This is a genomic window from Candidatus Hydrogenedentota bacterium, from assembly GCA_016791475.1.
GTDB lineage: Bacteria > Hydrogenedentota > Hydrogenedentia > Hydrogenedentales > JAEUWI01 > JAEUWI01.
On the sequence record JAEUWI010000042.1, the window covers coordinates 1 to 21,703 of the forward strand.

The 21,703-nt window shown below is 62.6% G+C and carries 15 protein-coding genes; 9 read left to right on the plus strand and 6 right to left on the minus strand.

Annotated features, from left to right (window positions below; translation table 11 throughout):
• Positions 1 to 84 precede the first annotated feature (84 nt).
• Positions 85 to 2,007 carry a hypothetical protein gene (locus JNK74_19855; protein MBL7648441.1) on the minus strand — a complete coding sequence of 641 codons (1,923 nt, stop codon included), beginning with the start codon at positions 2,005 to 2,007 and terminating at the stop codon, positions 85 to 87.
• 79 nt (positions 2,008 to 2,086) lie between these two features.
• Positions 2,087 to 3,253 (minus strand): alpha/beta fold hydrolase, encoded by a 1,167-nt coding sequence (locus JNK74_19860; GenBank protein MBL7648442.1) that lies wholly within the window; start codon positions 3,251 to 3,253, stop codon positions 2,087 to 2,089.
• Positions 3,254 to 3,372: 119 nt separating this feature from the next.
• Between JNK74_19860 and JNK74_19865 the strand changes: the two genes are divergently transcribed.
• The 3 genes from JNK74_19865 (at position 3,373) to JNK74_19875 (ending at position 6,313) form a co-directional block, all read left to right on the plus strand.
• Positions 3,373 to 4,410: a Gfo/Idh/MocA family oxidoreductase gene (locus tag JNK74_19865; GenBank protein MBL7648443.1), complete on the plus strand. Its 1,038-nt coding sequence runs from the start codon at positions 3,373 to 3,375 to the stop codon at positions 4,408 to 4,410.
• A gap of 157 nt (positions 4,411 to 4,567) precedes the next feature.
• The gene (locus JNK74_19870) at positions 4,568 to 5,200 is read left to right on the plus strand and encodes a tetratricopeptide repeat protein (GenBank protein MBL7648444.1); all 633 of its coding nucleotides are present in this window, start codon (positions 4,568 to 4,570) and stop codon (positions 5,198 to 5,200) included.
• 474 nt (positions 5,201 to 5,674) lie between these two features.
• Positions 5,675 to 6,313 (plus strand): hypothetical protein, encoded by a 639-nt coding sequence (locus JNK74_19875; protein ID MBL7648445.1) that lies wholly within the window; start codon positions 5,675 to 5,677, stop codon positions 6,311 to 6,313.
• Positions 6,314 to 6,323: 10 nt separating this feature from the next.
• On the opposite strand, the gene JNK74_19880 is transcribed toward JNK74_19875, so the two are convergent.
• The 3 genes from JNK74_19880 to JNK74_19890 all read right to left on the minus strand — a co-directional run bounded on the left by JNK74_19880 (position 6,324) and on the right by JNK74_19890 (position 11,096).
• A complete protein-coding gene (locus JNK74_19880) occupies positions 6,324 to 9,179 on the minus strand; it encodes a DUF4861 family protein (GenBank protein ID MBL7648446.1) in 2,856 nt (951 codons plus the stop codon).
• 193 nt (positions 9,180 to 9,372) lie between these two features.
• On the minus strand, positions 9,373 to 10,296 hold the full coding sequence (locus JNK74_19885) for an OmpA family protein (protein MBL7648447.1): 924 nt from the start codon (positions 10,294 to 10,296) through the stop codon (positions 9,373 to 9,375).
• Between the two features lie 8 nt (positions 10,297 to 10,304).
• Positions 10,305 to 11,096, minus strand: coding sequence for a MotA/TolQ/ExbB proton channel family protein (locus JNK74_19890; protein ID MBL7648448.1), 792 nt, complete (start codon positions 11,094 to 11,096; stop codon positions 10,305 to 10,307).
• 343 nt (positions 11,097 to 11,439) lie between these two features.
• Between JNK74_19890 and JNK74_19895 the strand changes: the two genes are divergently transcribed.
• A complete protein-coding gene (locus JNK74_19895; GenBank protein ID MBL7648449.1) occupies positions 11,440 to 14,448 on the plus strand; it encodes a heparinase II/III family protein in 3,009 nt (1,002 codons plus the stop codon).
• An 84-nt stretch (positions 14,449 to 14,532) separates the two neighbouring features.
• Positions 14,533 to 15,708, plus strand: coding sequence for a M28 family peptidase (locus JNK74_19900; protein ID MBL7648450.1), 1,176 nt, complete (start codon positions 14,533 to 14,535; stop codon positions 15,706 to 15,708).
• Positions 15,709 to 15,721: 13 nt separating this feature from the next.
• Here JNK74_19900 and JNK74_19905 read toward each other — a convergent pair whose 3' ends face one another.
• Positions 15,722 to 16,051, minus strand: a complete 330-nt coding sequence (locus JNK74_19905) for a (2Fe-2S) ferredoxin domain-containing protein (protein MBL7648451.1) — start codon at positions 16,049 to 16,051, stop codon at positions 15,722 to 15,724.
• Positions 16,052 to 16,191: 140 nt separating this feature from the next.
• Between JNK74_19905 and JNK74_19910 the strand changes: the two genes are divergently transcribed.
• The 4 genes from JNK74_19910 to JNK74_19925 all read left to right on the plus strand — a co-directional run bounded on the left by JNK74_19910 (position 16,192) and on the right by JNK74_19925 (position 21,598).
• Entirely contained in the window at positions 16,192 to 17,055 is an 864-nt protein-coding gene (locus JNK74_19910) for a hypothetical protein (protein ID MBL7648452.1), read from the plus strand.
• 138 nt (positions 17,056 to 17,193) lie between these two features.
• A complete protein-coding gene (locus tag JNK74_19915) occupies positions 17,194 to 17,880 on the plus strand; it encodes a response regulator transcription factor (protein MBL7648453.1) in 687 nt (228 codons plus the stop codon).
• A 118-nt stretch (positions 17,881 to 17,998) separates the two neighbouring features.
• Positions 17,999 to 19,753 (plus strand): PAS domain-containing protein, encoded by a 1,755-nt coding sequence (locus JNK74_19920; protein MBL7648454.1) that lies wholly within the window; start codon positions 17,999 to 18,001, stop codon positions 19,751 to 19,753.
• Between the two features lie 876 nt (positions 19,754 to 20,629).
• Positions 20,630 to 21,598, plus strand: coding sequence for a phosphate ABC transporter substrate-binding protein (locus JNK74_19925; GenBank protein ID MBL7648455.1), 969 nt, complete (start codon positions 20,630 to 20,632; stop codon positions 21,596 to 21,598).
• Positions 21,599 to 21,703: the final 105 nt, after the last annotated feature.

A 21,703-nucleotide genomic window follows, 5' to 3' on the forward strand; every position in this document is an offset into this window, starting at 1 on the left:
CCATAAGACCCATAAGACCCATAAGACCCATAAGACCCATAAGACCCATAAGACCCATACGACCCATACGACCCATACGACCCATCAGGGTGCGCGTTTCAACACCAGATACCCCGCACTTTCCCCCTTCGGGGGCCAGGGCACATACACCTTTCCCTCGGTCAGGCTCAGCACGATGGTAGCACGTTCCGCGTGGTCTTCCACACGCCCGTACCAGTCGAGGTGCACCCGCGAATCCGCGTGGAACCAGCGGTGGGCATCGGTGATTTTCTCTCCTGAAACCAATGTCACGATGACCGACCGGTCGCGCATGAAATCGATGGCGGTGATGCCGGCGTCGGATTCTTTTTCGGCCTCGCCACGGGGCTGGCTGCTCAGTCCGGCCACTTCCCAGTGGCCCATGACGGCCATGGCCTCGCGCCAGTAGGCCTTCTCGCCGAAGCGCAGGCGCGCGCCTTCGACGGGGCCGTCCTGCATGGCCATGCTGATGCCGGTGATGGCGACCAGGATTATCGGCGTGGCGATGCAGGTAACGTAGAAGTTTGTACTCAGACGCCACACAGAATCATCCGCCGCTACAGCCGCGTCGGGCGACTTCCGGGCATATTTCGGTTGGCCCAGCATCAGCAGCAACGCCGTGGCGGCGCCCGCGAAGGCGAGGAAGGTCATGTCCACGATGGGGTGCTCCTCTCCCTTGCCGCCCGGCAGCATCTGGGCAAAACCGGTGACGACCGTGGCCCACATCAAGAAGAGCAGCACGAAAGAACCCTTGCCAAATGCGGTCTGTGGCGCGAGGGCGAGTTGATCGCGACCGTAGAGGCGCAATGCGTAGACCCCGAGCGCGCTGAGCACGAGTCCGCCGATGACATACCAGATCCATGGGGGAAGTCCCGCCACGGGATCGTGGGTGATGACCTCGTAGCGGTAGAGCCAACGCTCGGGCCCGCGGCGAACGTTCATCCAGAGCAGGGCGATGATCACCACGAAAACGGCGAACACATCCAGCGGCTTGCGCGGCGCGTCTTCTTCGGCCGGAGCCAGGCCGCCGCGCAGCAGCCTCGCGACACCGAGGGCTATGGCGAGGCCCATGAGTAATCCGAAGGTCTCTTCGGCGATCTTCCACTGCATCATGCCGCCCCAGGAGGCAAAGGGGCCCCATTCCACGCGAATGGGATGGCGGATGAATACCGCGAGGGCAAAAGCAAGTCCGCCGCCGACGATGCCATAGCACGCGAGGAGCAGGGCTGCGCGGTTGCGGGTGCGCACGAGGTAAACCAGCAGGGTGATGAGAATGCCGAGCACGCCCCCCCAGCTTTCGCTGCGATAGGGCGGGCCGAGTTGGAGTCCCCCGAATTTCGTCAGGCAGAGATAGCCCGCGAGCCACGCGACCGCGCCCCATACGAAGAGCATGGCCTCGCGACGCTCGGCAGGACGCAGAATGGCGTGAAGACCGCAGGCCAGGAGTGTTATGACCGCCGCGAAGATGTCGCCATCGTCAAAGTGCTGTGCGACGAGGCGTTCGTAGCTGTCGCGGATGCCGTGGTTGAAGAAAAGGAAGAGATAGACCGCGAGAAAGGCCGCCGACATCGTGATGAAAGGCCGCACAAGGCGGTCCAGCGCGGAGCGCGGCAGGGTGAAGGCCAGGCCGAGAATCGCGCCGCCAATCCCGGCCCAGAGCGCGCCGAAAAAGAAAAGCATGGCATACGCGTAAAGCACATCGGGAAAGGAGTCGCTCACGGCGTACATGGTCTGCTCCATGTAACTCAGGGAGCCACCCCAGGCCCAGCCTACCGCTCCGCACAGGCCCGCTACCGCACTTCGTCGGAACCAGTCGGTGCGACCGGAGGCCAGGCAGAGCGCCAGCCCCAGCAGCGCTCCCGGCACCATGGCGCCCCCTTCATGACCCACAATACCCCGATAGCCCCAGCCATAGGCCATGACGAGCGCGGTGAGGAGGTAGAGGGGGGCTAGACTCGATCTACTGACTTTCGATTCCTGTGTTGCCATGCGCTCTCCAAGTGAACTGAGTGGACTGTGTGAATCAGGTCCACCGTGTCCATTCTCCGCGGCGAATCCACGGTCTCCACTACCGCTTTACGCCAAACTGCTGGTCGATCCAGGCATAGGCCATTTCACGGCCCTCTTTCGGAAAGCGGTGCTTCCCCGGAACCAGTTCGCCATGAAAGCGGCTCTCCTTGCCATAAATCGCGTAGACGCTCTTGATCTGCTCATAAACGTCGGCGAGGTTGGCCGTTTCAGGGAAAATGTCATCTTCCAGCGTGGCCCAGTTGAAATAGGGCCGGGGCGCGAGGCAGGCCGCAATTTCGTGCCAGTCCAGGGGGGCCGAGGCCACATCCTCCACATAGAATCCCATGCGTGGCATGAGGGCCGTCAGATGGCTCCACCGATCCGGTCGGGGATCGGTGCGCAGGGTGGTGTAGCCACAACTGGCGACCACCAGGCTGATGCGCGGCTCGTGAATCGCCGCCATGATGGAACCATAGGCCCCGTGGGAATGGCCGATGATTCCGATACGCCGTTTGTCCACATCGCCCCGCAAGTGAAGAAAGTCCACCACCCGGGAAATGTCCCAGTTCATCTTGCCGAAATAGGACCACTTCGGGTGGCGCTCGTAGAGCTTCATCGCATCGTGGTAGGGCTGCTCACCCGCGGGGATCCGCTCGCCGAAGCCAATCGCGTCGGGCACGATGCAGATATAACCGCGTTTCGCCAGTTCATCCGCGAAGGCCATCTCCGGGTCACCCGTGATGCCGCAGGCCTCATCTTTGCCTGGGGCCTGTGTCTGGTGGAGCACGATCATCGTGGGGGCCGGTGTGGAAACGGGTTTATCGGGCAGGAGCAGGTAGGCGGGAATAGCGTCATTCCACTCGCCGGGAATGTACAGGTGGATGCGCACGTAGCCCTCCATCGTCTCCGTGCCGAACATTTCCGGATCGGTTTTCACCCGCTCCAGTTCACCGGGCTGGCCCAGGATCGCCGCCAGGGTGGCCTTGATGTCATCGCGCTTGGCCTCCCAGGCGGCCGGGGTCGAAATCTTCTCCGTGGCGCCGGGCGCTGGATCGAGGAGGGGCAGCAGAGTCTTGAGGCCCGCCTGGGGCGTATTCAGGGCGGGCTTCTGCTCGCCCGTGGCCTTCTGCCAGTCTTCCCAGACGAAGCCGGGCCAGGCGGATGCGGCCTGCGCGATGGAGAACAGGATCGCGGCGGCGATCACGGCGGTCAGACGATTCTTCATGGTCGGTTCCTTCTCAATCCTTGCGCTTCGCGCCCCCGCGTGGGCTAGTATACGGGCGCGGGCCTCCCCCCGGCATGTGCCGCCCGCGACGGATTGTTATACGAATAAAGGAACTCGAAATGCCAGCTTCCCCCCGCCCCCCCCTTGGCGCCGCGATCGTCGGTGCGGGTTTCATGGGCCAGACCTACGCCCGCTGTATTACGACCCTGGTGCCGGACTTGACCCTGCGCGCGGTGGCCGTGGGAAGCCGCGCGGGCGCGCTGGCGGAGGAGTACGGCGTCGCGCTGGAACCGAACCTGGAGGCGCTGCTGGCCCGGGACGACATCGACGTGGTGTGCATCGCGACGCCCCACGGGGTCCACGGGGCGCAGGCCCTGGCGGCGGCCGAGGCGGGCAAGCACCTCCTCATCGACAAGCCCATGGCCTGCACGGCGGCGGAATGCGATGCGATCCTGGCGGCCTGCGCGGAGCGCGAGCTGCGCTGCGACATCACCTATACCCAGCGACAGCGCATCGTCAACACGGAAATGAAACGACTCATCGACGAAGGCGCCCTGGGGCGGGTGCTGCACATTCACAATACGCAGGTGGTGCCCGAGGGCATGAAGACCACGCCGCAGTGGCAGTTGAGAAAAGAGAACGTGGGCGTTCTCATGGGGCACGGCATCCACAACATCGACCAGATCCGCTGGCTCACCGGCCGGGAGGTGGTGAAGGTTTTCGGCAAGGTGCGCGCCTTTGGACCCGACTATGAAGTCGACTCGACCTCCGACCTGGTGCTCACGTTGGAAGATGGCACCGTGTGCACGATCTTCTGCACCTTCGAGGCGACCGCGCCGGGCATTCCCCGCATGGGCGGCTCCACCCAGGTGCTCCTGGAGCGCGGCAGCATCGACGCCGACTGGTACGGCGAACTCCGGGTGGCGGAGCAGGGCGGGGAATGGCGCGTGGTGGCGGCGCAGGAGAAAATCGACTGGCAGGGCAAGGGATTTCTCGATCCCGTGCGACTCGCCACGTATGCGAAGACCCTGCAGGCGCTGGTCGACGGCATTTACAGCGGCGATCTGCGGGGGACCGGTTGGGACGGACGGCAGGCGGTGGCCATCGCCGAAGCGGCCTACGAATCCAGCAGAACGGGTCAAGAGATTAGCCTCTGATTACAAATTTGTAATCTCAGCACATCCAGATCCGTAACCCACGGGTGGCACCCTTCCGCCGAGGCAAGGATCAAGCGCCAGAGGCCGCAGCCGTGCAGTACGCTGCGACTCCACATATCAGGCGCTCCGACCCTGCCATAGCCGGAGGAATTCCGCCATGCTTCGATGGGCCACAATTGCTTCACTGGTCGCGCTGAATCTCAGCATCTGGTATGGACCCTTTGAGTCCATCCGCGCCACAACCACCGCGGGCGACGGCACGGCGCAATCCACGACTACGGCCGAATTACTCGCCCACGAAGGCAATCTGGACGCTGCACTGACGGCGTACCGGGATGCGGTATCCGCGCGGCCGGAGGATCCGACGGCCCACTTCGAGTACGCCCTGTTCTGCTACATGTACGCCGACTATCTGCGCGACGAAGCCGGATGGCGAATGGAGAACATCGTGTTGACGGTGCGGGACGGATTCTACCGAGCCCGGCGACTCGCGCCGGACAATTTTGAGCTGGCGTCGCAGTACGCCCTCTATCTCATGGACACCGAGTTCTTCGGCCAGTCGGTCAGCCGCGATCAGACGCTGGAGGCCTGGGACCATGTCATCGCTCTGATTCAAGAGCGCCACAGCGACGATCCCGCCTGGCCCTTCTTCACGGAGCACCTGAGCTACGCGCTATTGCAGCGCGCCCGGACCGAATCACGCTATGGCGAGACGGCAAACGCGGAGGCTACCCTCGCGGAAGTGCGGAAACTGTCTCCCGAATTCAGGATTCCGACCCACCTGGAATAGCCGTCCGCGTTGCGCCCGCACTACAGCAACGTTCATTCGGTCCCGGCCACCTACCTATAGGTAGGACACAACTGTCCAAATTGAATCGACCACGCACCGTAGCGAACGCTGGCGTGCCGCTGGGCGTAGGTTTCCGCAACAGGAGTGACGTCCACGGGGCCGCGGCGATCTCCCGCAACCTGTTTTCAATAAACAACTTAACACCAAAGAACCGGACCGCATCGCCCTGTGAAGATGGATGACCGGACACCATGCCAGATTTTTGGCACCAAACCTGCTTTGTGTGTGCATACGCGATGTAACGTTGTATCGCGCTCACACCCGGCGCCGGGAATCCCCGGGGCCGAAGGAATACCCGCCACGATTCGTGTCGGCAACGACGATTCTTGAGTAGTGCTTCGATCGTTCCGCTGCGTTCAGCCGCACCCCGGCGCCACCAGCCTGTCGAAGGTCCATCAACAAAGGAAGTGCATCATGTTGAGAATGGCCCTGATTGCTAGTTTAATCGTTTTGAACTTATCTGTCTGGATGGGTCCGGCGGAAGTGCTTGCCGCGCGCGGCAAGGCTCTGCTCGATCGCGCACCGCGCTACGAGCGCGCCCAGCAATACGCCTACAAGGGCGACGTGAAGTCCGCCCTTGCGGAATACGAAGCCTTGATTCAGGCGGAGCCGAAGAACGCGAGCTATCGCGCGGAGTACGCGCTCCTCTGCTACAACGAGAGCGATTTGCTCGTGGGGACCCTTGGTCGGAGCCGCGCCGAGGTAATCGCCACCGTGCAGCGGGAAATGATGGCGGCGCGGGATCTGTCCCCGAAGGACTACAGCGCATCGGCACAGTACGCCCTGGCCTTGATGGACGAGGAATTCTTCGGCACCGAACTCCCGATTGAGGTCATTGTGGAGGCGTGGAACCACACCATCGCCCTGGTGCGCGAACTTCGCGAAAACACGCCCGGCTGGACCGACTACGACATGGCCATCGCCCACGCGTGCCTCCAGTTGGCCCGGGCGGAACACCGCTACGGTCGCGACGCGGAAGTGAACCGCTATCTGAAGCAGGCGCTGGATCTGGAACCTGAGCTGAGAATTCCCAGTGACCTGATCGAGTCTTGAACGACCCCGGCTATTTCACCGCCACCTTGAGCGTGGCGGTGATTTGCCGTGCCCAGACGTCCGCCTCGCGCTGCCAGTTCTCCGCGCCATAGGACGTGGGGTATTGGGCGCCACGGCGCCAGCCACCGAGGATCCAGTAGCGGAAGCGGTTGCCGTCAGGCTTGCATACCGCCCGCCGCTCCACATCAAGCTGCTGCACGGTGGGTTTTGCGGAACCGTCCAGCGCCAACGCGAGGCCGATCTCACCAATATCGTCGCCCTGGCGCCCCCAGACGGACAGCACGTTGCCGGAGCGCCCATTGACACCTTCCGCCAGGTTCATCAGTCCGGGCGCGATGGTGGCTCCCTCCAGCCCTTCGGGCAACTGGACATTGATCTCGGTCCCCGCGTTGCGTGCATAGATGAAGCAGCGCAGGTTGACCTTCTTCTCGGGCTGATCGGGGAAGACATTGCTGGCGATAATCTCCACCGCCGCGCGCACGGGACCGGAACCAAGCACCTTGTGCTCGAAGGTCACGTGCCCCTCCCCCGCCGGACTCTGTACGGGGTATTCCTTGCCGTCGAGATAAATCGTCAGGCCGCCGAGGCCGCTGGTCTTGCCTACATGGAGCGCGTCGATGCCCCAGTCTTGCTCGGCGTGGTAGTTTACGTCGATGATCGGGTAGATCAACCGTTCCGCGCGCGGCTTGAGCTGCACCTGCTTGCCGAAGAAATCGAACTGGCCGGTGTAGAAGCGGAACGCGCCCGCGTCGGATTCCCAGGCGACATAGGCCGGGTTGTCGAGGACGGCGTTGGTGAGTTTGGGGTATTCCTGAGAAGCATCACCCTCGGGCATGTAGTACACATGGAAGGTCGTCTTTCCCGACGCGGGAACGTCGGAGACGAAAGTCAGCTCCTCCTTCCCATCATGGCCCCAGTTGTCCATCTGATGCGCAAGCACCCGCCAGTCTACCCGGCGGTCCCCATGAACCACGGCGCAGTCTCTACCGTTGAAGTCCGCCGCCTGCGCACGAAGCGAGTCCACGTCGATGGCCACGGGTCGGTCCTGCAACACGGGGACACTCGCGAGACTGCCGTGGTCACCGATCACGAGGGTAACCCGCTTCGTATACGTCTTCCCATTCAAGGTCAACGCCGGAATCGCCTTCGGGTCCCGCTTCAGGCTGGCGACCTTTGCGAGTTCCTTCGCCGCGCCGGCATAGTCGCCGGCGCTGTAGGCCTTATCCACCTTCTCCCAGCCCAACTTCTCGCCCAATGCGGCCTTTGCGGCAACGAAGACTTTGTCCCGCGCCAGCTCTACGTAAAAGCGAGCACCAGCGGGGGTATTGCGGATTCGCTGACCGATTTCGGTCTCGGGGTGAACATCCGCGAGGGGGCCGCTGAAGTAGTCGATGACGGCCTGCGCGTCGGCGGGCGTTGAGCCCAGGGCCTCCGTGGCGGTGTCGATGAAGTGCTGGCCGTCTTTCAGTGCCCTTTCGATGGCGGGCTTGTAGACGCCGGGCAGTGCTTCGAATTCGAGGGCGTAGGTCTTGTCGCCGGGCTTCAGCATCTGGCGAATGTCAATGGCGCCGTCCGCGTTCACGTCGATGGCGCGGGTATCGAGCTGGCCGTCGCCATCTTCGTCTTTCCAGGTCTGGGCGGCATCGAGCACGCCATCCAGATTGAAATCGATGTCCATGTAACCGTACTCGGCCCCCATGAGGTGGAGGCGCTGATCGACTTCATCAAAGTACAGCGCCAAAGGCGACGCGGGCTTCGCGGTCACTTCCACGCGCTTGTTGAAGGGCGACGAGGGCGGACCGCCGACCTGTTCGAAGTCGCCGTGCTTGGATTTGGCGTTGAGGATGCCCTCCCACCGCTCGTGGGGATCCTGCTCGGGTTTCTCGTCCGTGTTGCTGTTGATCTCGTCCCACGTGAGCATGGCCTTGCCCCACTTTGCCTGCTGGCCGAATTCCTTCGTCTTGTTCCAGGGCAACAGGGGCAGGGTATCCACGCCGCGAATGTTCAGCGCCTCCGTGTGCCATGCGGCGGAGGACAAGCCCTCGGCGGGCGGCAGGGCGGTGACGGAGAAGTCATAATTGTGCGTGTCGCGGCCATAGGCGTCGTCGTCCGCGTCGATGCTGTAGCGGAGGTTCTTCACGGCCTCGCCCACGGCGCTGACGCGCACCACGACTTCGCTGGCCTGATCACCGTCCGGGTCGTAGAATGCAAAGGGATCTTCCCACACGTTCACCCACTTTTCATCGTCCACGGTAAGCCGGAACTGATAGAAAAGCTCGTCACCGCTGAAGTGCGTGCGCCACTGACACAAAGGCTGGTAATAGGTGCCGTTGACGTCGTACCAGAGGAGGTTGTCGTCGCCGATGTCCATGGCCCACCAGACGGTCATGTCATCCTTCTGGTCCTGCCAGTTCTTGTTGTAATAGAGCCCCATCTGGTCCACATCGTTGTCGCCGTCGTCGTCCACGTAGTCCGCCACCACGTCGATGTAGCCGTCCGCGTCCCAGTCGAAGAAGTAGAGATCGCTGTCCGTGTCGGGTCGCCCAGTTTTGTCGAAGTCGCCATCTTCATCCACGGCGCGCACGAGAATGATTTCCTTGTCGTGGCGGTAGGCCGTATCGATGTACCAGGCTTCATCCGTCTGCCCGTCGCCGTTGGTGTCCAGCGCCAGCTTTTCTCCGGCGGGCAGGGCCTTCACCTCGGCGATGCGCTCGGGGGCAATGAGGCGGGACTTGCCGAAAATGCGCTCGAATACGATGGTATTCTTCGGCGATCCGACGGCGTCCTCCTGGGCGCGGGCTACGGAAGCGGCGGCGAAGATCGGCAGTAAAAGGGCAAGATAAGCACAAGGCAAATAGGGGCGCATGACGTGTGGGTATCCTCTTGGGCCTGGGAGTTGTTCCGTCTCTATGGCCCGGCACCGCGCCGTCCGTGATGGGCGATCCTCGGAAGGCAACGACGGCTACGGACCCCTCGCGATCACGCGGGCATCCAGATGCCAATAGAGACTGACACGCCTAGTCTACAATTCCCCGCCCCCTTAATGGAATAAGCCCGATTCAGTTGTCGGCGGCCGCCGCGCCGGGCGGATTTATTCCGCCCGCCGCTTCCTCAGGACGGATCTCGCGGTCCTGCTCCAGCACCAGTTCGCCCGCCCCCTGAACCGACTCCAGGCCGGTGGATTCTTCCTCGTCCGGCACGGCGACGACGAACTCGACCCGCCGGTTTCGGGCGCGGTTGTCGGGAGTCTCGTTGTCGGAAATTGGACGAAACTCGCCATAACCGCTCGCGGAGAGGAGTGTCGGGGGAAGGCCAAACTGGTTCTGCATATACAGCAGGACGTTGGCCGCCCGCGCGGCGGATAATTGCCAGTTGCTCTGGAACTGGGGGGTATTGATGGGTACGTTGTCGGTGTGCCCTTCAATCTTCACGGGAAGCTTCAAGGGGAGAAGAATCGCGGCCATCTCCTCCAGCATGGGCACGGCGGACGGCTCCATGTCGGCGCTGCCCGGCTGAAAGAGCAGGGAAGCCGCGAGCCGGATTGAGACCTCTCGAAAATCCTCGGAGACGGACACCATGATCTCGTCTTTTGAATCTTCCCCCAACAGCTTGCTCACGACCTCATCGCGAAGGCGTTCGGCCTTTTCCCGCCGGAGCTCCTGCTGGCTCTTTGCATCCTGCGCCGGGGGCGAGGGAGGCGCCGGGGCCGGAGGAGGTGGCGGATCGCCTTGGAGCACGCGTCGGCCTCGCTCGCCCTCGCGGCGCAGCGGCGGATTCAGATCGAGGTCGACGGGCGTCACCTGGCGTGGCCCCAGCGATTCGCTGAGGGAAGCGGCCAGCTTTTCGTATTTTTTCGAGTCGACGTTGGACATGGCGTACAGCACGACAAAGAAGGCCATGAGCAGCGTGATCATGTCGGCGTAACTCAGGAGCCAGCGCTCCTCATTTTCGTGTTCGTGCTCGGTTTGTCTCTTCTTGCCCATGGCGACCGCTATTTCTCACCGTCGTCGGACGGCATCGCCCCAAGGTGACCGTGCTCCGCTCGGGGGATGAGGGACAGAATCTTTTGCTGGACAGTCCGGGGATTGTCGCCGCTCTGAATGCTGATAAGCCCCTCGATGGTGATCATCCCCAGCTCGACTTCCTGATGGGCGCGAAAACCGATCTTCTTCCCGAGGGGCAGCAGTACGAGGTTGGCCAGACCGATACCATAGAGCGTGGCCAGGAAGGCGCCCGCGATGGAGTGGCCGAGCTTTTCAGGCTCGGAAAGATTTCCCAACACGTGAAAGAGGCCGATTACGGTGCCGATGATGCCCATGGTCGGGGCGAATCCACCCGCGGCGGCGTAGATGCTCGCCTGGGTCTTGAGCCGGGTCTCTTCCGTCGCCAGGGCCGACGTGAGAATGTCCTTGAGCAGCTCGGGCGCCGTTCCGTCGACGAGCAGTTGAATTCCACGCCGGAGGAAGTCGTTCTTATAGCGGGTGGAAAGCTGCTCCAACGCGAGCACGCCCTCGCGGCGGGCGACCGTGGCCATTTCAGAGAATGCCTGATACAGCTCTTTGGGATCGGTAGAGGGCTTCCGGATGGTCTCCAGGGTGGAGGAAAAGAGCCCCATCATCTCCGGCATGGAAAAGCAGGCCGAGGTTGCTCCCAGGGTCCCGCCGCCGATCAGCAGCATGGCCGCCGGGTGGAACAGGGACCCGAGATGGGTGCCTTCCAGAATCGCCGAGAGCAGAATGGCGGAAAACCCGCCGATGATGCCCATAATGGTTATCGGATCCATGGTACGCGTTGCCTTTCTCTTGCTTACCGCCGGCCTGAACCGAAGTGAATCGTTAAACTGTAGACGTGTGACGCGACTTCAAGATTGAAACATCAACCGGACAGGTCAGGAACCCGCAGCGGCTTCCAAATCCATTTCGAAGGAGCCCGTCCGAACGCGAAAGACTCCGAGGACTATGGCATTAAGAAGACAGCTTTTGCGAGCGACGCGCATAGCACCTCCGCCTCAAGGACGCACAGCCGTGCGCGCCCGCGGAGACACGGGTTTCCGCGCGGGAAACTTCGCGTTTCCCGGACCGCTATGGTAGTCTAGACGCAACGTTTGACTTGCGGAAATCCCCACGATGAAGTACTCCCTCGAAGTCGTTGCATTGTGCTGCGCCGCCACCGGATTGTTACAGGGTGCCGGCGCACAGGAAAAGTCCCCCGAGGCCTACATCCACGCCGTGGTGCGCGGCGCGGGCCTGATGCCCTGGCAGGCACCGGGTCTTTCCGAAGCGGAAAGGAATTTTCGCGCCGAGATTGAGGCCCGAAAGGACGAACTCCTCGCTCGGGCCCAGGCGCTCCATCCTTCGTACTACGACGCGGCCACCATCGCCCAGGCGAAGGAAAACGTGGCGAATCACGACTGGGCGAAAAAGTGGCTCGACGGCCAGATCGCCTTTTCGGACGAAGTCGTGGCCCAGCCCGCGGGCTGGATAGCCGCCATGATCCCGAAAGAGGCCCCCGCCCACGCCTACGGGTTTACCTGTCCCGAGTGTGTCGGTGTGAAAAGCCAGGAGGGGGTGGGCGACCCGCTTGTGGCGTGGAACTACCGAAAGCCGGACGAGTTCTCCTGCGCGGAATGCGGCACGGTCTTTCCCAATGAGAAGTATCCCGAGACCCAGGTCCTTCAGTTGCCCAGAACCGGCCACGCGGTGCGCTACTATCTAAACCCCGACGAGCAGGCCAACCCGGAGGACCGGAGCGGCGCGCGGGCCTGGCACTGGGTGGGTTATCCCATGCACAACAGCTTTTCCGGCATCATCCGCGAGCGAAAAATCGCCTTCATGCGGAGTGCCGTGCAATCCCTCGGCCTGGCCTTTTTATTCACCGAAGATCCCCGCTATGCCGCCGCCGCCCGCGACATCCTGGTGCGTTTCGCCGAATGTTACCGCCAGTGGCCCTACCGCGACTACTGGGACACCTACGCCGACTGTGACCCCCTTTATGCCGCGTGGCACGACAAGGCCCTGCCCATTGAATGGAAGCGCCACCTCTCCGAAGAGGCCTACAAAGGCGACACGATGGAAAAAGCGGCCATGCTCCAGAATTACTGGGGCGCGGGCCGCATCCACCCGAGCACGGACAACATCAGCGGATTGACGGGCGTGGTTCAGGCCTATGACTTCACGCGCACGGCCCGGCATGCCGACGGAACACCCGTCTGGGACGATGCCTCGTGTCGCATCGTGGAGCGGGATCTGATTCTGGAATGGGCCATGGGGGCGGAGCCCTACATCGGCGGCCCAGGCAAGGCGGAGGAGGACAACAACAAGTCGCCCCGTATTTACAACGCCATGGCGGCCCTGGGCAAGTGCCTGGGCATTCCCGAATACGCGGACGTGGCCCTCCGCGGCTATGAACGGGTCCGCGATGGCTCGTTCTTATACGACGGCTTCAGTTCCGAGAGCCCGTCGTACACCGGCATGTATCTCGATCAGTTGCTCATCGTGCCGGAGACGCTCCACGGCTACGCCTGGCCGACCGGCTTCTCGGCACGCGGCGGCGTGGTGGACCTATATCAACAGGATCCCCGGTTGCGGCTCATGTACCGCTCGGTGCTGGACACCCTCCTGCCCGACGGCCGCTATCTGCCTCTGAGCGACACACGGTTACCGGCGAAGCCGTCCTCGGATATCGTGCAGATGGGCGCGCGCCGCTACCCCGAGTACTTTGGGGGCGTGCTCCCCCAGATTCACCCGAAAGCCTCCGGCGAGTATGCGGTGTTCAACCTCACCGACGAAATCCTTCGAGACGCCCGGCCCCTGCCCCTGGCGGAGATCTACCACCCCGCCTGGAAGACGGCGGTGCTCCGTCACGGTTCGGGACCGGATGGGGACACCCTGACCCTGGCTTTCAATCCGCCGGGCGGGCACCGGCACTTTGACAATCTGGCGTTGTTTTACGCCGATGGACCGCGAACGCTGGCGGGCGATCTGGGGTACCTCGGCGACATGCCCGTGAACAAATGGATCCGGAGCACGGCAAGCCACAATCTGGTGATCGTGGACGGCGCGGAGCAGGAGTTCAGCGGAAGGAAGACGGAATTCGGTTTCATGGCCACGTCCCCCCTGGCGTCGGTCGTTGAAGCGAGCTCCACAGCCTATCCCCAGTGCGCGGAATACCGGCGCAGGGTCGTGCTGGTGAAGCTGGAGAACAATCGGAGTTTCGCCATTGACCTGTTCAGCGTTGATGGGGGCGCCGAGCATCGCTACAGGGCCTACAGCGAGCTGGCGTCGAGCGATGCCGCCGAAGGGCGGTTGACATTCAGCGGCGTTGCGATGCCCGCGGAAACGCCCTTGCCCAGGATTGGCGAGAGCCTGGCCGAAGCGGATATCTTCGGCCTTCGTGATGTGAGAGCGGCCGCCCCCGAGGAGGACGCGTGGCAGGCAACCTGGCAGCAAGACAGCGGCGCCTGCCGATTGTGGTTAGACGCCCCCGACACAACGGTGGAGGCGTCCAACGGTCCCGGACAACGCACCCATGAAGAGGCGGGGCGCCGCGTTCGCTATGTGGATGCGGTGCGGCGCGGCGAAGCGCTCGAAAGCCGCTTTGCGGCGGTGCGCGAATCCCGCGCCGGCGATGACGACTTCTTGATTCAGTCGGTCGTCCGCGTACCCGTTGACGCGGGCCCCGATGCGATTGCGCTTCAGATCGAGACGACGGCGGGCACCTTCGCCGCGTTGAATAATTTCGACAGGCCGACCGAACTGGGTGGATTCACCTTTCAGGGGACCTTCGCGCTGCTTCACCGCCGTGTGGATGGCGGCATTGATGCCCTTACCGTGGGCGCGAAATTTCTGAAACTGGGCAGTGAGATCGTTGTCGATGGCGCGCCGATTTGGAAGTCGGCGGCGACCATGCAGTCGAGCGAAACCTTTACCATCGATGCTGAAGCGCCCGCGGGTTGGTCGTATGCGCCGGGCGAAGCGCGGGGCTACGCCCGAGTGAATGTCGCGGGCGACTGGACGGGCTTCCCCATCGAGCGCGTGTCGGAACGGACGGTCACGACGTCGCGCTTTCCCGCACAACCCATCGCGGCTATCGAGATACCGGCGGTCACCTATCTGCGAGGGGATTCTAAACCGTAGTGGCGGCGGATTCCGGGCGAGAACACGCATTCCCCGTATTCCAGCGGCCAGGCGGCTCTGGATCGGTCTTGGAGGAAATCCCATTTGGGTCTGGCACAGATAAACGATGACCTGATGCACCTGGCGGGTCGCCTTTCCCACCGGAGCGCGCAAAGCGATCAGGAGCGGAAGGCGGGCCTGTATATTGAAGCCCGGCTGGGCCAGTATACGCCGAATGTTTCGGTCGAATCTTTCCATGCGCCGGAAAACTACTTCCTGTTGTTTGCCTCCTACCTGGCGGAGTTCCTCTTTGTGGGCGTGATCGCCCTGGGGTGGCCCCCGGCGGCCTTCGGCTACGGCCTGGGGGTGTTTCTTCTCTATCTCTACGAGTTCTGCGGCTACCGGGGGCTCTCGCGCTTCCTGCCGCAGTATCCCTCGCAAAACATCATCGGGCGCTTCCTGGGCACCCGCCCCAAAGGTCTCATCATCGTCGCGGCCTACTACGACAGCGGCTCGGCCACGCCGCTCTCCGCACCGGGGATGGTGCCGTGGCTTCGGCCCCTGCACCTCGCATTGATGGCGGCCATGGCCCTTGTCATCGCCACTTGCGCGGCGGACGCCTTCTCCACCCACGATCCATCGGGGTTGAGCGTGGCCGCCATCCTCCGCTGGTTCGCCATTCTGCTCCTGCTGTGCGGCGCGCTGGGGCTCTACTGGAGCGCGTCCCAGGGAGAGGATATTCGGGGGGCGAATCACAACGCCTCCGGCGTCGCGGCGCTCCTGGGCCTCGCGGAGAAGCTCCACGCACAGCCCATCGAAGAGTTTGATGTCTGGATCGCGGCCACCGGATCGCATGAATCCTGGATGGCGGGCATGCGACACCTGCTTGCCGACCCCGGCCTGAATCGTGCGCAAACCTGGATCGTCAATCTGGAGGGCGTGGGTGCCGGGAGTCTCCACTATCTGGAGGAGGAGGGCTTCATGCACGCGCTGAGACCCGATCGGGAGTTGCTGCAACGCGCGGCGGCGCTGCGGGTGGGCCGGCCGGTCCGCGCGGGAAAACTGCGCGCGATACCCACCGCAGCCCATGTGCCCCTGATGCGCGGTATGAAGGCCATCACCCTGATGGGGCTGGATCGCGACGGACTGCCCCCCTGCTGGAACCAGGTTGCGGACCGCATCGGCGATGTGGACGAGACGGGCGTGGCGGAGACCATCGAATTCACCGATCTGCTGCTGCGCGGGCTGGCCGCGAACCGCGCCGCTACAAAGACGCAATAAATCGCGACGGCGGCTATTCCCCCTCGCCGACCGGCTTCGGCTCCCGAACGTCGAATTCTTCCGCGAGCTGGGCCTGCACAACCTCTAGAGCCGCCCGGTCCAGGCCGGTGATCCAGAGGTTGTCCGGCATTACCAGCGCATTGGGTCCTTCTTCGCAGCGGTCCATGCATCCCGATTTGCAGATGCGGACGTGGCGCTTGAGCCCGTTGCGGGCCACCCACTCCTTGAGTTCGGCGTGGAGCGCGACGCTGTCCCGGCCCGCGCAACAGACGCGCTCGCCGGGCTCCCGACTGTTGGTGCATACCAGTATGATTTTCTTGAACGGAAGGGGATGTGTATCCATCGGGCAAACCCTTTGGCCGGGCGGGGGGCGCGGCGGTGCTGCGTGGGCGGTTGTCTCCCCTATTATGCCCGATCACCGCGCCCGGGTCCCAGCGCCGAAATTGGATAGACCGGCCGGGGCGCGATGGGTATACTTGGGGCATGGCGGGTCGAAGAGAAAGCCGAATTTGGTGGATTGGGACAAAGGCCTGGTGCCTTGTGTTGGCCCTGGCCTGCCCCTGCCTCGAATCCGCGGCGGAGGACTGGGCGACCTCGATGGAGGGGGCGAAAGCCGCCCGCAACTGGTATTACTTCATCGCCGCTGTAAACGTCTATCCGGGTCTGGAATCGGAAGAATTGATCAACAAGACCCTTGAACCGGTGCTGCGCGCCTTATCCCCCGGCCACGAGGGGGTGTACACCGTCAGCGATCTCCGGGATGACCACGGGCTCTGGCCGCCCCACATCGGCGTGGGCAGAAATCTCAACGAAAAGTGGTCCGTGTTTCTGGAAGCGGGGTATACCGCGGGCAAAGTGCGGACTAAGAATGATCGGCGGAGCATCCTGCTTCTGCCACTCCATACCGATTTTGAGATTCACCGCAGTGCGGTCTTCGCCGGCGTCGGGCTGGACTATTTCCCCTGGGGCATGGCCGAGCAGCGGACCTACGACGGCCTGGGTGACCGCCTGTCCAACGTAAGACCGTTTCTGGGAACCCGCCTTACCTGGACTCATGCGACCTTTCGCGCGAAGGCAAAACTCGGGCTCGCGCCCCTGCCCAATTTCGTGAATCTGGAACTGGGCGATGCCTGGACCCTGCCGAGCGCGACCATCGTGGGTGGAGTGGATTTCCCCCTTTCACAAGACACGACGCTCACGGTGAACGCGGGCTATAACCACTTCTGGGATCGGGAGTTCGACTTCGAGGGCTATGCCTTTACGATCCAGTGGCGGCGCTACATCATCGGACCGCGATCCGGGGGCCGGACGACGGGGCCGCCGGGTGCGCGTTCCGGTGCGCCGTGAATTTTGCGGGCCCGGTTCCGGGGCGCATACTGACCTGCCGTTGCACCGGGGCGCGGTCGCCGCTTTAACACCGCCTTAACAATCCGATGCGATAATAGCGAGACACAACCCCGCAGAAGTACTTGATAAGGGCATTCCATGGCCAACGAAACCATACTCATCGTCGAAGACGAGGGCGATATCCTCGAATTGCTGCGCTACAACCTCAACCGCGAGGGCTACCGGGTACTTGAGGCCACCTCGGGAGAGACGGCGCTGGACATAATCCGCAAGGAAGCGCCGGATCTCGTCCTGCTGGACCTGATGCTCCCCAAGATCGGCGGGCTTGAAGTGTGTCGGCGCGTCCGGAGCGACGGGAGCCACCGCTCCGTGCCCATTATCATGCTGACGGCCAAGGGCGAAGAGGCGGACGTCGTGGCGGGCCTGGAACTGGGGGCCGATGACTATATGACCAAGCCCTTCAGCCCACGGGTATTGCTGGCCCGGGTGCGCGCCGTGCTCCGCCGCAACGCGATGGACATGCCGGGCGACGACGAGAGCCTCCACATCCACGAACTCGTGATTCACCCGGGGCGCCACGAAGTGCTCGTCGCCGGCGAGGCCATCACGCTTACCCGTACCGAATTTCAAGTCCTCCACTACCTTGCCCGACGCCCCGGATGGGTTTTCACGCGGTACCAGATTGTGGACGCAGTCCATGGGGACGACTATGCGGTGACCGAGCGCAGCGTGGACGTGCAGATCGTCGGTCTCCGCAAGAAACTGGGCGATGCGGGAAAATATATTGAAACGGTGCGGGGCGTGGGGTATCGTTTCAGTTCCTGATGCGGCCATTCCGTTGATGCGCCGCTTTCCCCGATGGCGGGGAAAGCCTCGGTTTGGTCGCGACACGCACACGAGCCAGGGGAGAGTAGCGAGAGAGTCTATGGCGCGCAAACGGTTCATGCTTCAAATACTCCCCGCATTCATGGCCATCACGTTCCTTTCGCTTATCTTGCTGGCCTTTGTGGCCACTCGGACGATTGAAACCATCGAAACCGAAAAAGCGGCACAGGATCTGGCGGCGCGGGCGATTTTGTTTCGCGCGGCCATCGAGGCGCAGCCGGAAACCGCCGGAAACGAGGCCATCCAGGCCCTGTGTGAGCGGCTCGGCGCCGAGTCGCGAACGCGCCTCACGGTGATCAACCCGGACGGCTCCGTATTGGCGGACTCGGACGAGTCCCCCGCCGATATGGACAATCACGCCACCCGGCCCGAGGTGGCCCAGGCGCTGAAGGGGCTGACCGGCGCGTCCACACGCTTCAGCTATACGGTCAATGAAAAGATGGTCTACGTGGCGATGCCGGTCGGGACCGCGCCCGATTCTCGTGTCATCCGCGCGTCGTTCCCGCTTACCTCAATTGACGCCACCATCGCGGCGATTTATCGCCGTATGGGCGGGGCCGTTCTGATTGTGACGCTTTGCGCCGCGCTTCTCAGTTGGGCCGTCTCCAGGCGGCTCGTGCGGCCCGTCATGGCCCTCAAAGCCGGGGCTGCGCGCTTCGCCTGCGGCGACTTCGCCAGCCCCCTCGCCATCCCGGACTCGGAAGAATTCGGTAGTCTGGCGGAGGCGTTGAACGAGATGGCGCGCCAGTGCGCCTTTCGCATCGAGGCAATGGAACAGCAGCGCAACGAGCAGGACGCCGTGTTTTCCAGCCTGATGGAAGGCGTTTTTGCCGTCGATTCGGAGTTGCGCATCATCAGCATGAATGAAGCGGCCAGCACCCTGCTCCGTGTCGACGCCAACGCGGTCAAGGGCCGCCCCATTCTGGAGGCCGTGCGAAACACCGCACTGCGCGACTTCGTCCAGGGAGCCCTGGTGAGCGATGCGCCGGTGGAAGCGGAATTGTCCGTCGGCCAGCGCGAACCGCTCCTGCTCAAGGCGCAGGGCGCCATGCTCCACGACGGGTCCGGTCGCACGCTGGGCGCGGTCGTTGTGCTGAACGATATCACCCGCCTCCGGCGCCTCGAAGAAGTGCGGCAGGACTTCGTGGCCAATGTCTCCCACGAGCTGAAGACTCCCATCACCTCCATTAAGGGCTTTGTGGAAACGCTGCTGGACGACCCGGACCCCGCCCCCGAGAATACGCGGCGCTTCCTTCAGATCGTCGAGAAACAGGCCAATCGCCTGGACGCCATTATCGAAGATCTCCTGTCCTTGTCTCGTCTGGAGCAGACCAAGGGCGCCGCGTCCTTGAAAATCGAACAGGCGCCGGTTCTGCCGGTAATCAATGCCGCCGTCGAACTCTGCCAGCATCAGGCCGACCTGCGTGAGATTCGTATTCAAATACAATGCCCTCAGGACCTGGCCGCCAACATCAATCCCCCGCTGCTGGAGCAGGGGCTGGTGAACTTGATCAACAACGCGGTGAAATACAGCGATGACGGCCAGGCGGTCCTGGTCCGGGCCGCCGAGAAGGATGGCGGGTTGGTAATCGACGTGATCGATGAAGGTACCGGCATTCACGCCAATGAGCTGGACCGGATATTCGAGCGCTTCTATCGGATCGACAAGGCCCGGAGCCGGGATCTGGGCGGCACGGGACTCGGACTCTCTATCGTCAAACATATCGCCCAGGCGCACTCGGGCAGCGTTTCGGTGATCAGCACACCGGGGGAAGGCAGCACGTTTACCCTCCGCTTTCCTCTGGAACGGTGATACGAACTCCACGCACCGACGGTGGTTCGCGGGTTGCGCCCATGGCGGTGGCCCCCCTGCCCGAACAGCCCCTGCTTTGGCGTCCCCAGTTTTTGGATTACCCACTGCGGCGGCGCTGTTTTCACCGGTGTACCACAGACCCATTTGCTTGATGTCGTGCCACAATACGAGTTGGCACGAAGCGAAATGTTAGCCTAATGTTAGGACTCTGCGGTTCGAATGAGCGCGGGCACCCTCCTGACCTCAACCTTCAAGGTCGGCCCGCAGCCAAGCCGACCGCGATCAGCTTTGCAAATTGATGGTAAGAAACAACTTACAGAATCCATCACCCGCACATACGGCCCACCTGGCACGGGACAGGACCCGTGCGAAACCTCAAGACCCAGCGAGGCTTCCAACACAGGAACGCAGCAATTTCCTAATCAAATCCTAACCCCGGAAGGGTATTATTACGCCGTAAACTGGATCGGGCTTGGGACCCGCTCCAGAATGAGAAAGCCCGCTGGAATCAGTCGGGCCAACTGCGAAATGGATACGCTCATTTGCTTGCCCTTCATCCCCCACGCACATGAGCGAGTCAGCGGGTGAATTACCCCGGAACATGGAATCCCCCAGGATCAACAACACGTTGTAATGTCACCAGGTACGATAACCGTACGGATGAACGAACCCATGTAATCCATGAGCGGGCCATCAAAGGCCCCGAAGCATCCCAGAAGCGGGCCGTACCGCGGGATGTCACTCCTTGAACCCATCGCTACCCCGCCGCAAGTGGGGTGCGTTCACGATCTTCCAAGCAACCACAAAAACAGCAATTGAAAGGCCCGCACACGATTCGCGGGCCGCAACAGAAATCCCTTACGAAAGGATAACTCAATGCAGAAACTGTCTCGAATAATCCTCGCCGGCGCAGCACTCGCCATGACCGGCACCGCGGCTTTCGCCGTGGAAGTGGACAAAGCGCTCCCCGCCTACGAAAAGGTTCAGGGCGTCGGCGGCAACCTGGACAGCATCGGTTCGGACACGCTGAACAACCTTATGACCTTCTGGGCCGAGGGCTTCCGCGAGTTGTATTCCAACGTCCACATCCAGATTGAGGGCAAGGGCTCCAGCACGGCGCCTCCGGCGCTCATTTCCGGCACCGCGCAGCTCGGCCCCATGTCCCGCATGATGAAGTCGTCCGAAATCGACGAATTCGAGAAGAAGTACGGATTCAAGCCCACGGCCGTCGGCGTGGCCCTGGACTCTCTTGCCGTTTACGTGAACAAGGACAACCCCCTCGAGTCCCTGACGCTGCCGCAGGTGGATGCGATCTTCTCCAAGACCCGCAGCGGCGGCCAACCCGCCGACATCAAGATTTGGGGCGAGCTTGGGCTGAAGGACACCTGGGCGGCGCTGCCGCTCAGTCTCTACGGGCGCAACTCGGCCTCGGGCACCTACGCCTTCTTCAAGGAAACGGCCCTTTATAAGGGCGACTTCAAAGACACCGTCAAAGAGCAGCCCGGTTCCGCTTCGGTCGTAATGGGCGTATCGGAAGACAAGCAGGGCATCGGGTACTCCGGCATCGGCTACAAGACTTCCGGCGTCAAGACAGTGGCCCTGGCCAAGGATGCCAAAGGAAAGGCTTTCGAGCCCACCTATGAGAACGTGCTGAGCGGTGACTATCCCCTCGGACGCATGCTGTACGTCTACATCGCCAAGGACCCGAAGCAGCCGCTTTCGCCCGTGACGCGCGAGTTTCTCAAGTATGTGCTCTCCAAGGCCGGTCAGGAAGTCGTCTTGAAAGACGGTTATCTTCCCCTTCCCGCGAAGCTCGCGGAAAAGCAGATGGCCCTGCTTGATTGATGGCCGAAAGGTAGCTGAAGCTCTGGAGAACCTGCCCTGTGCGCTGTCCAGCCGCGGGGCAGGTTCCTGCTCGTTTCCCAGCCTGTGGAGTTAATCCTTTGTTCT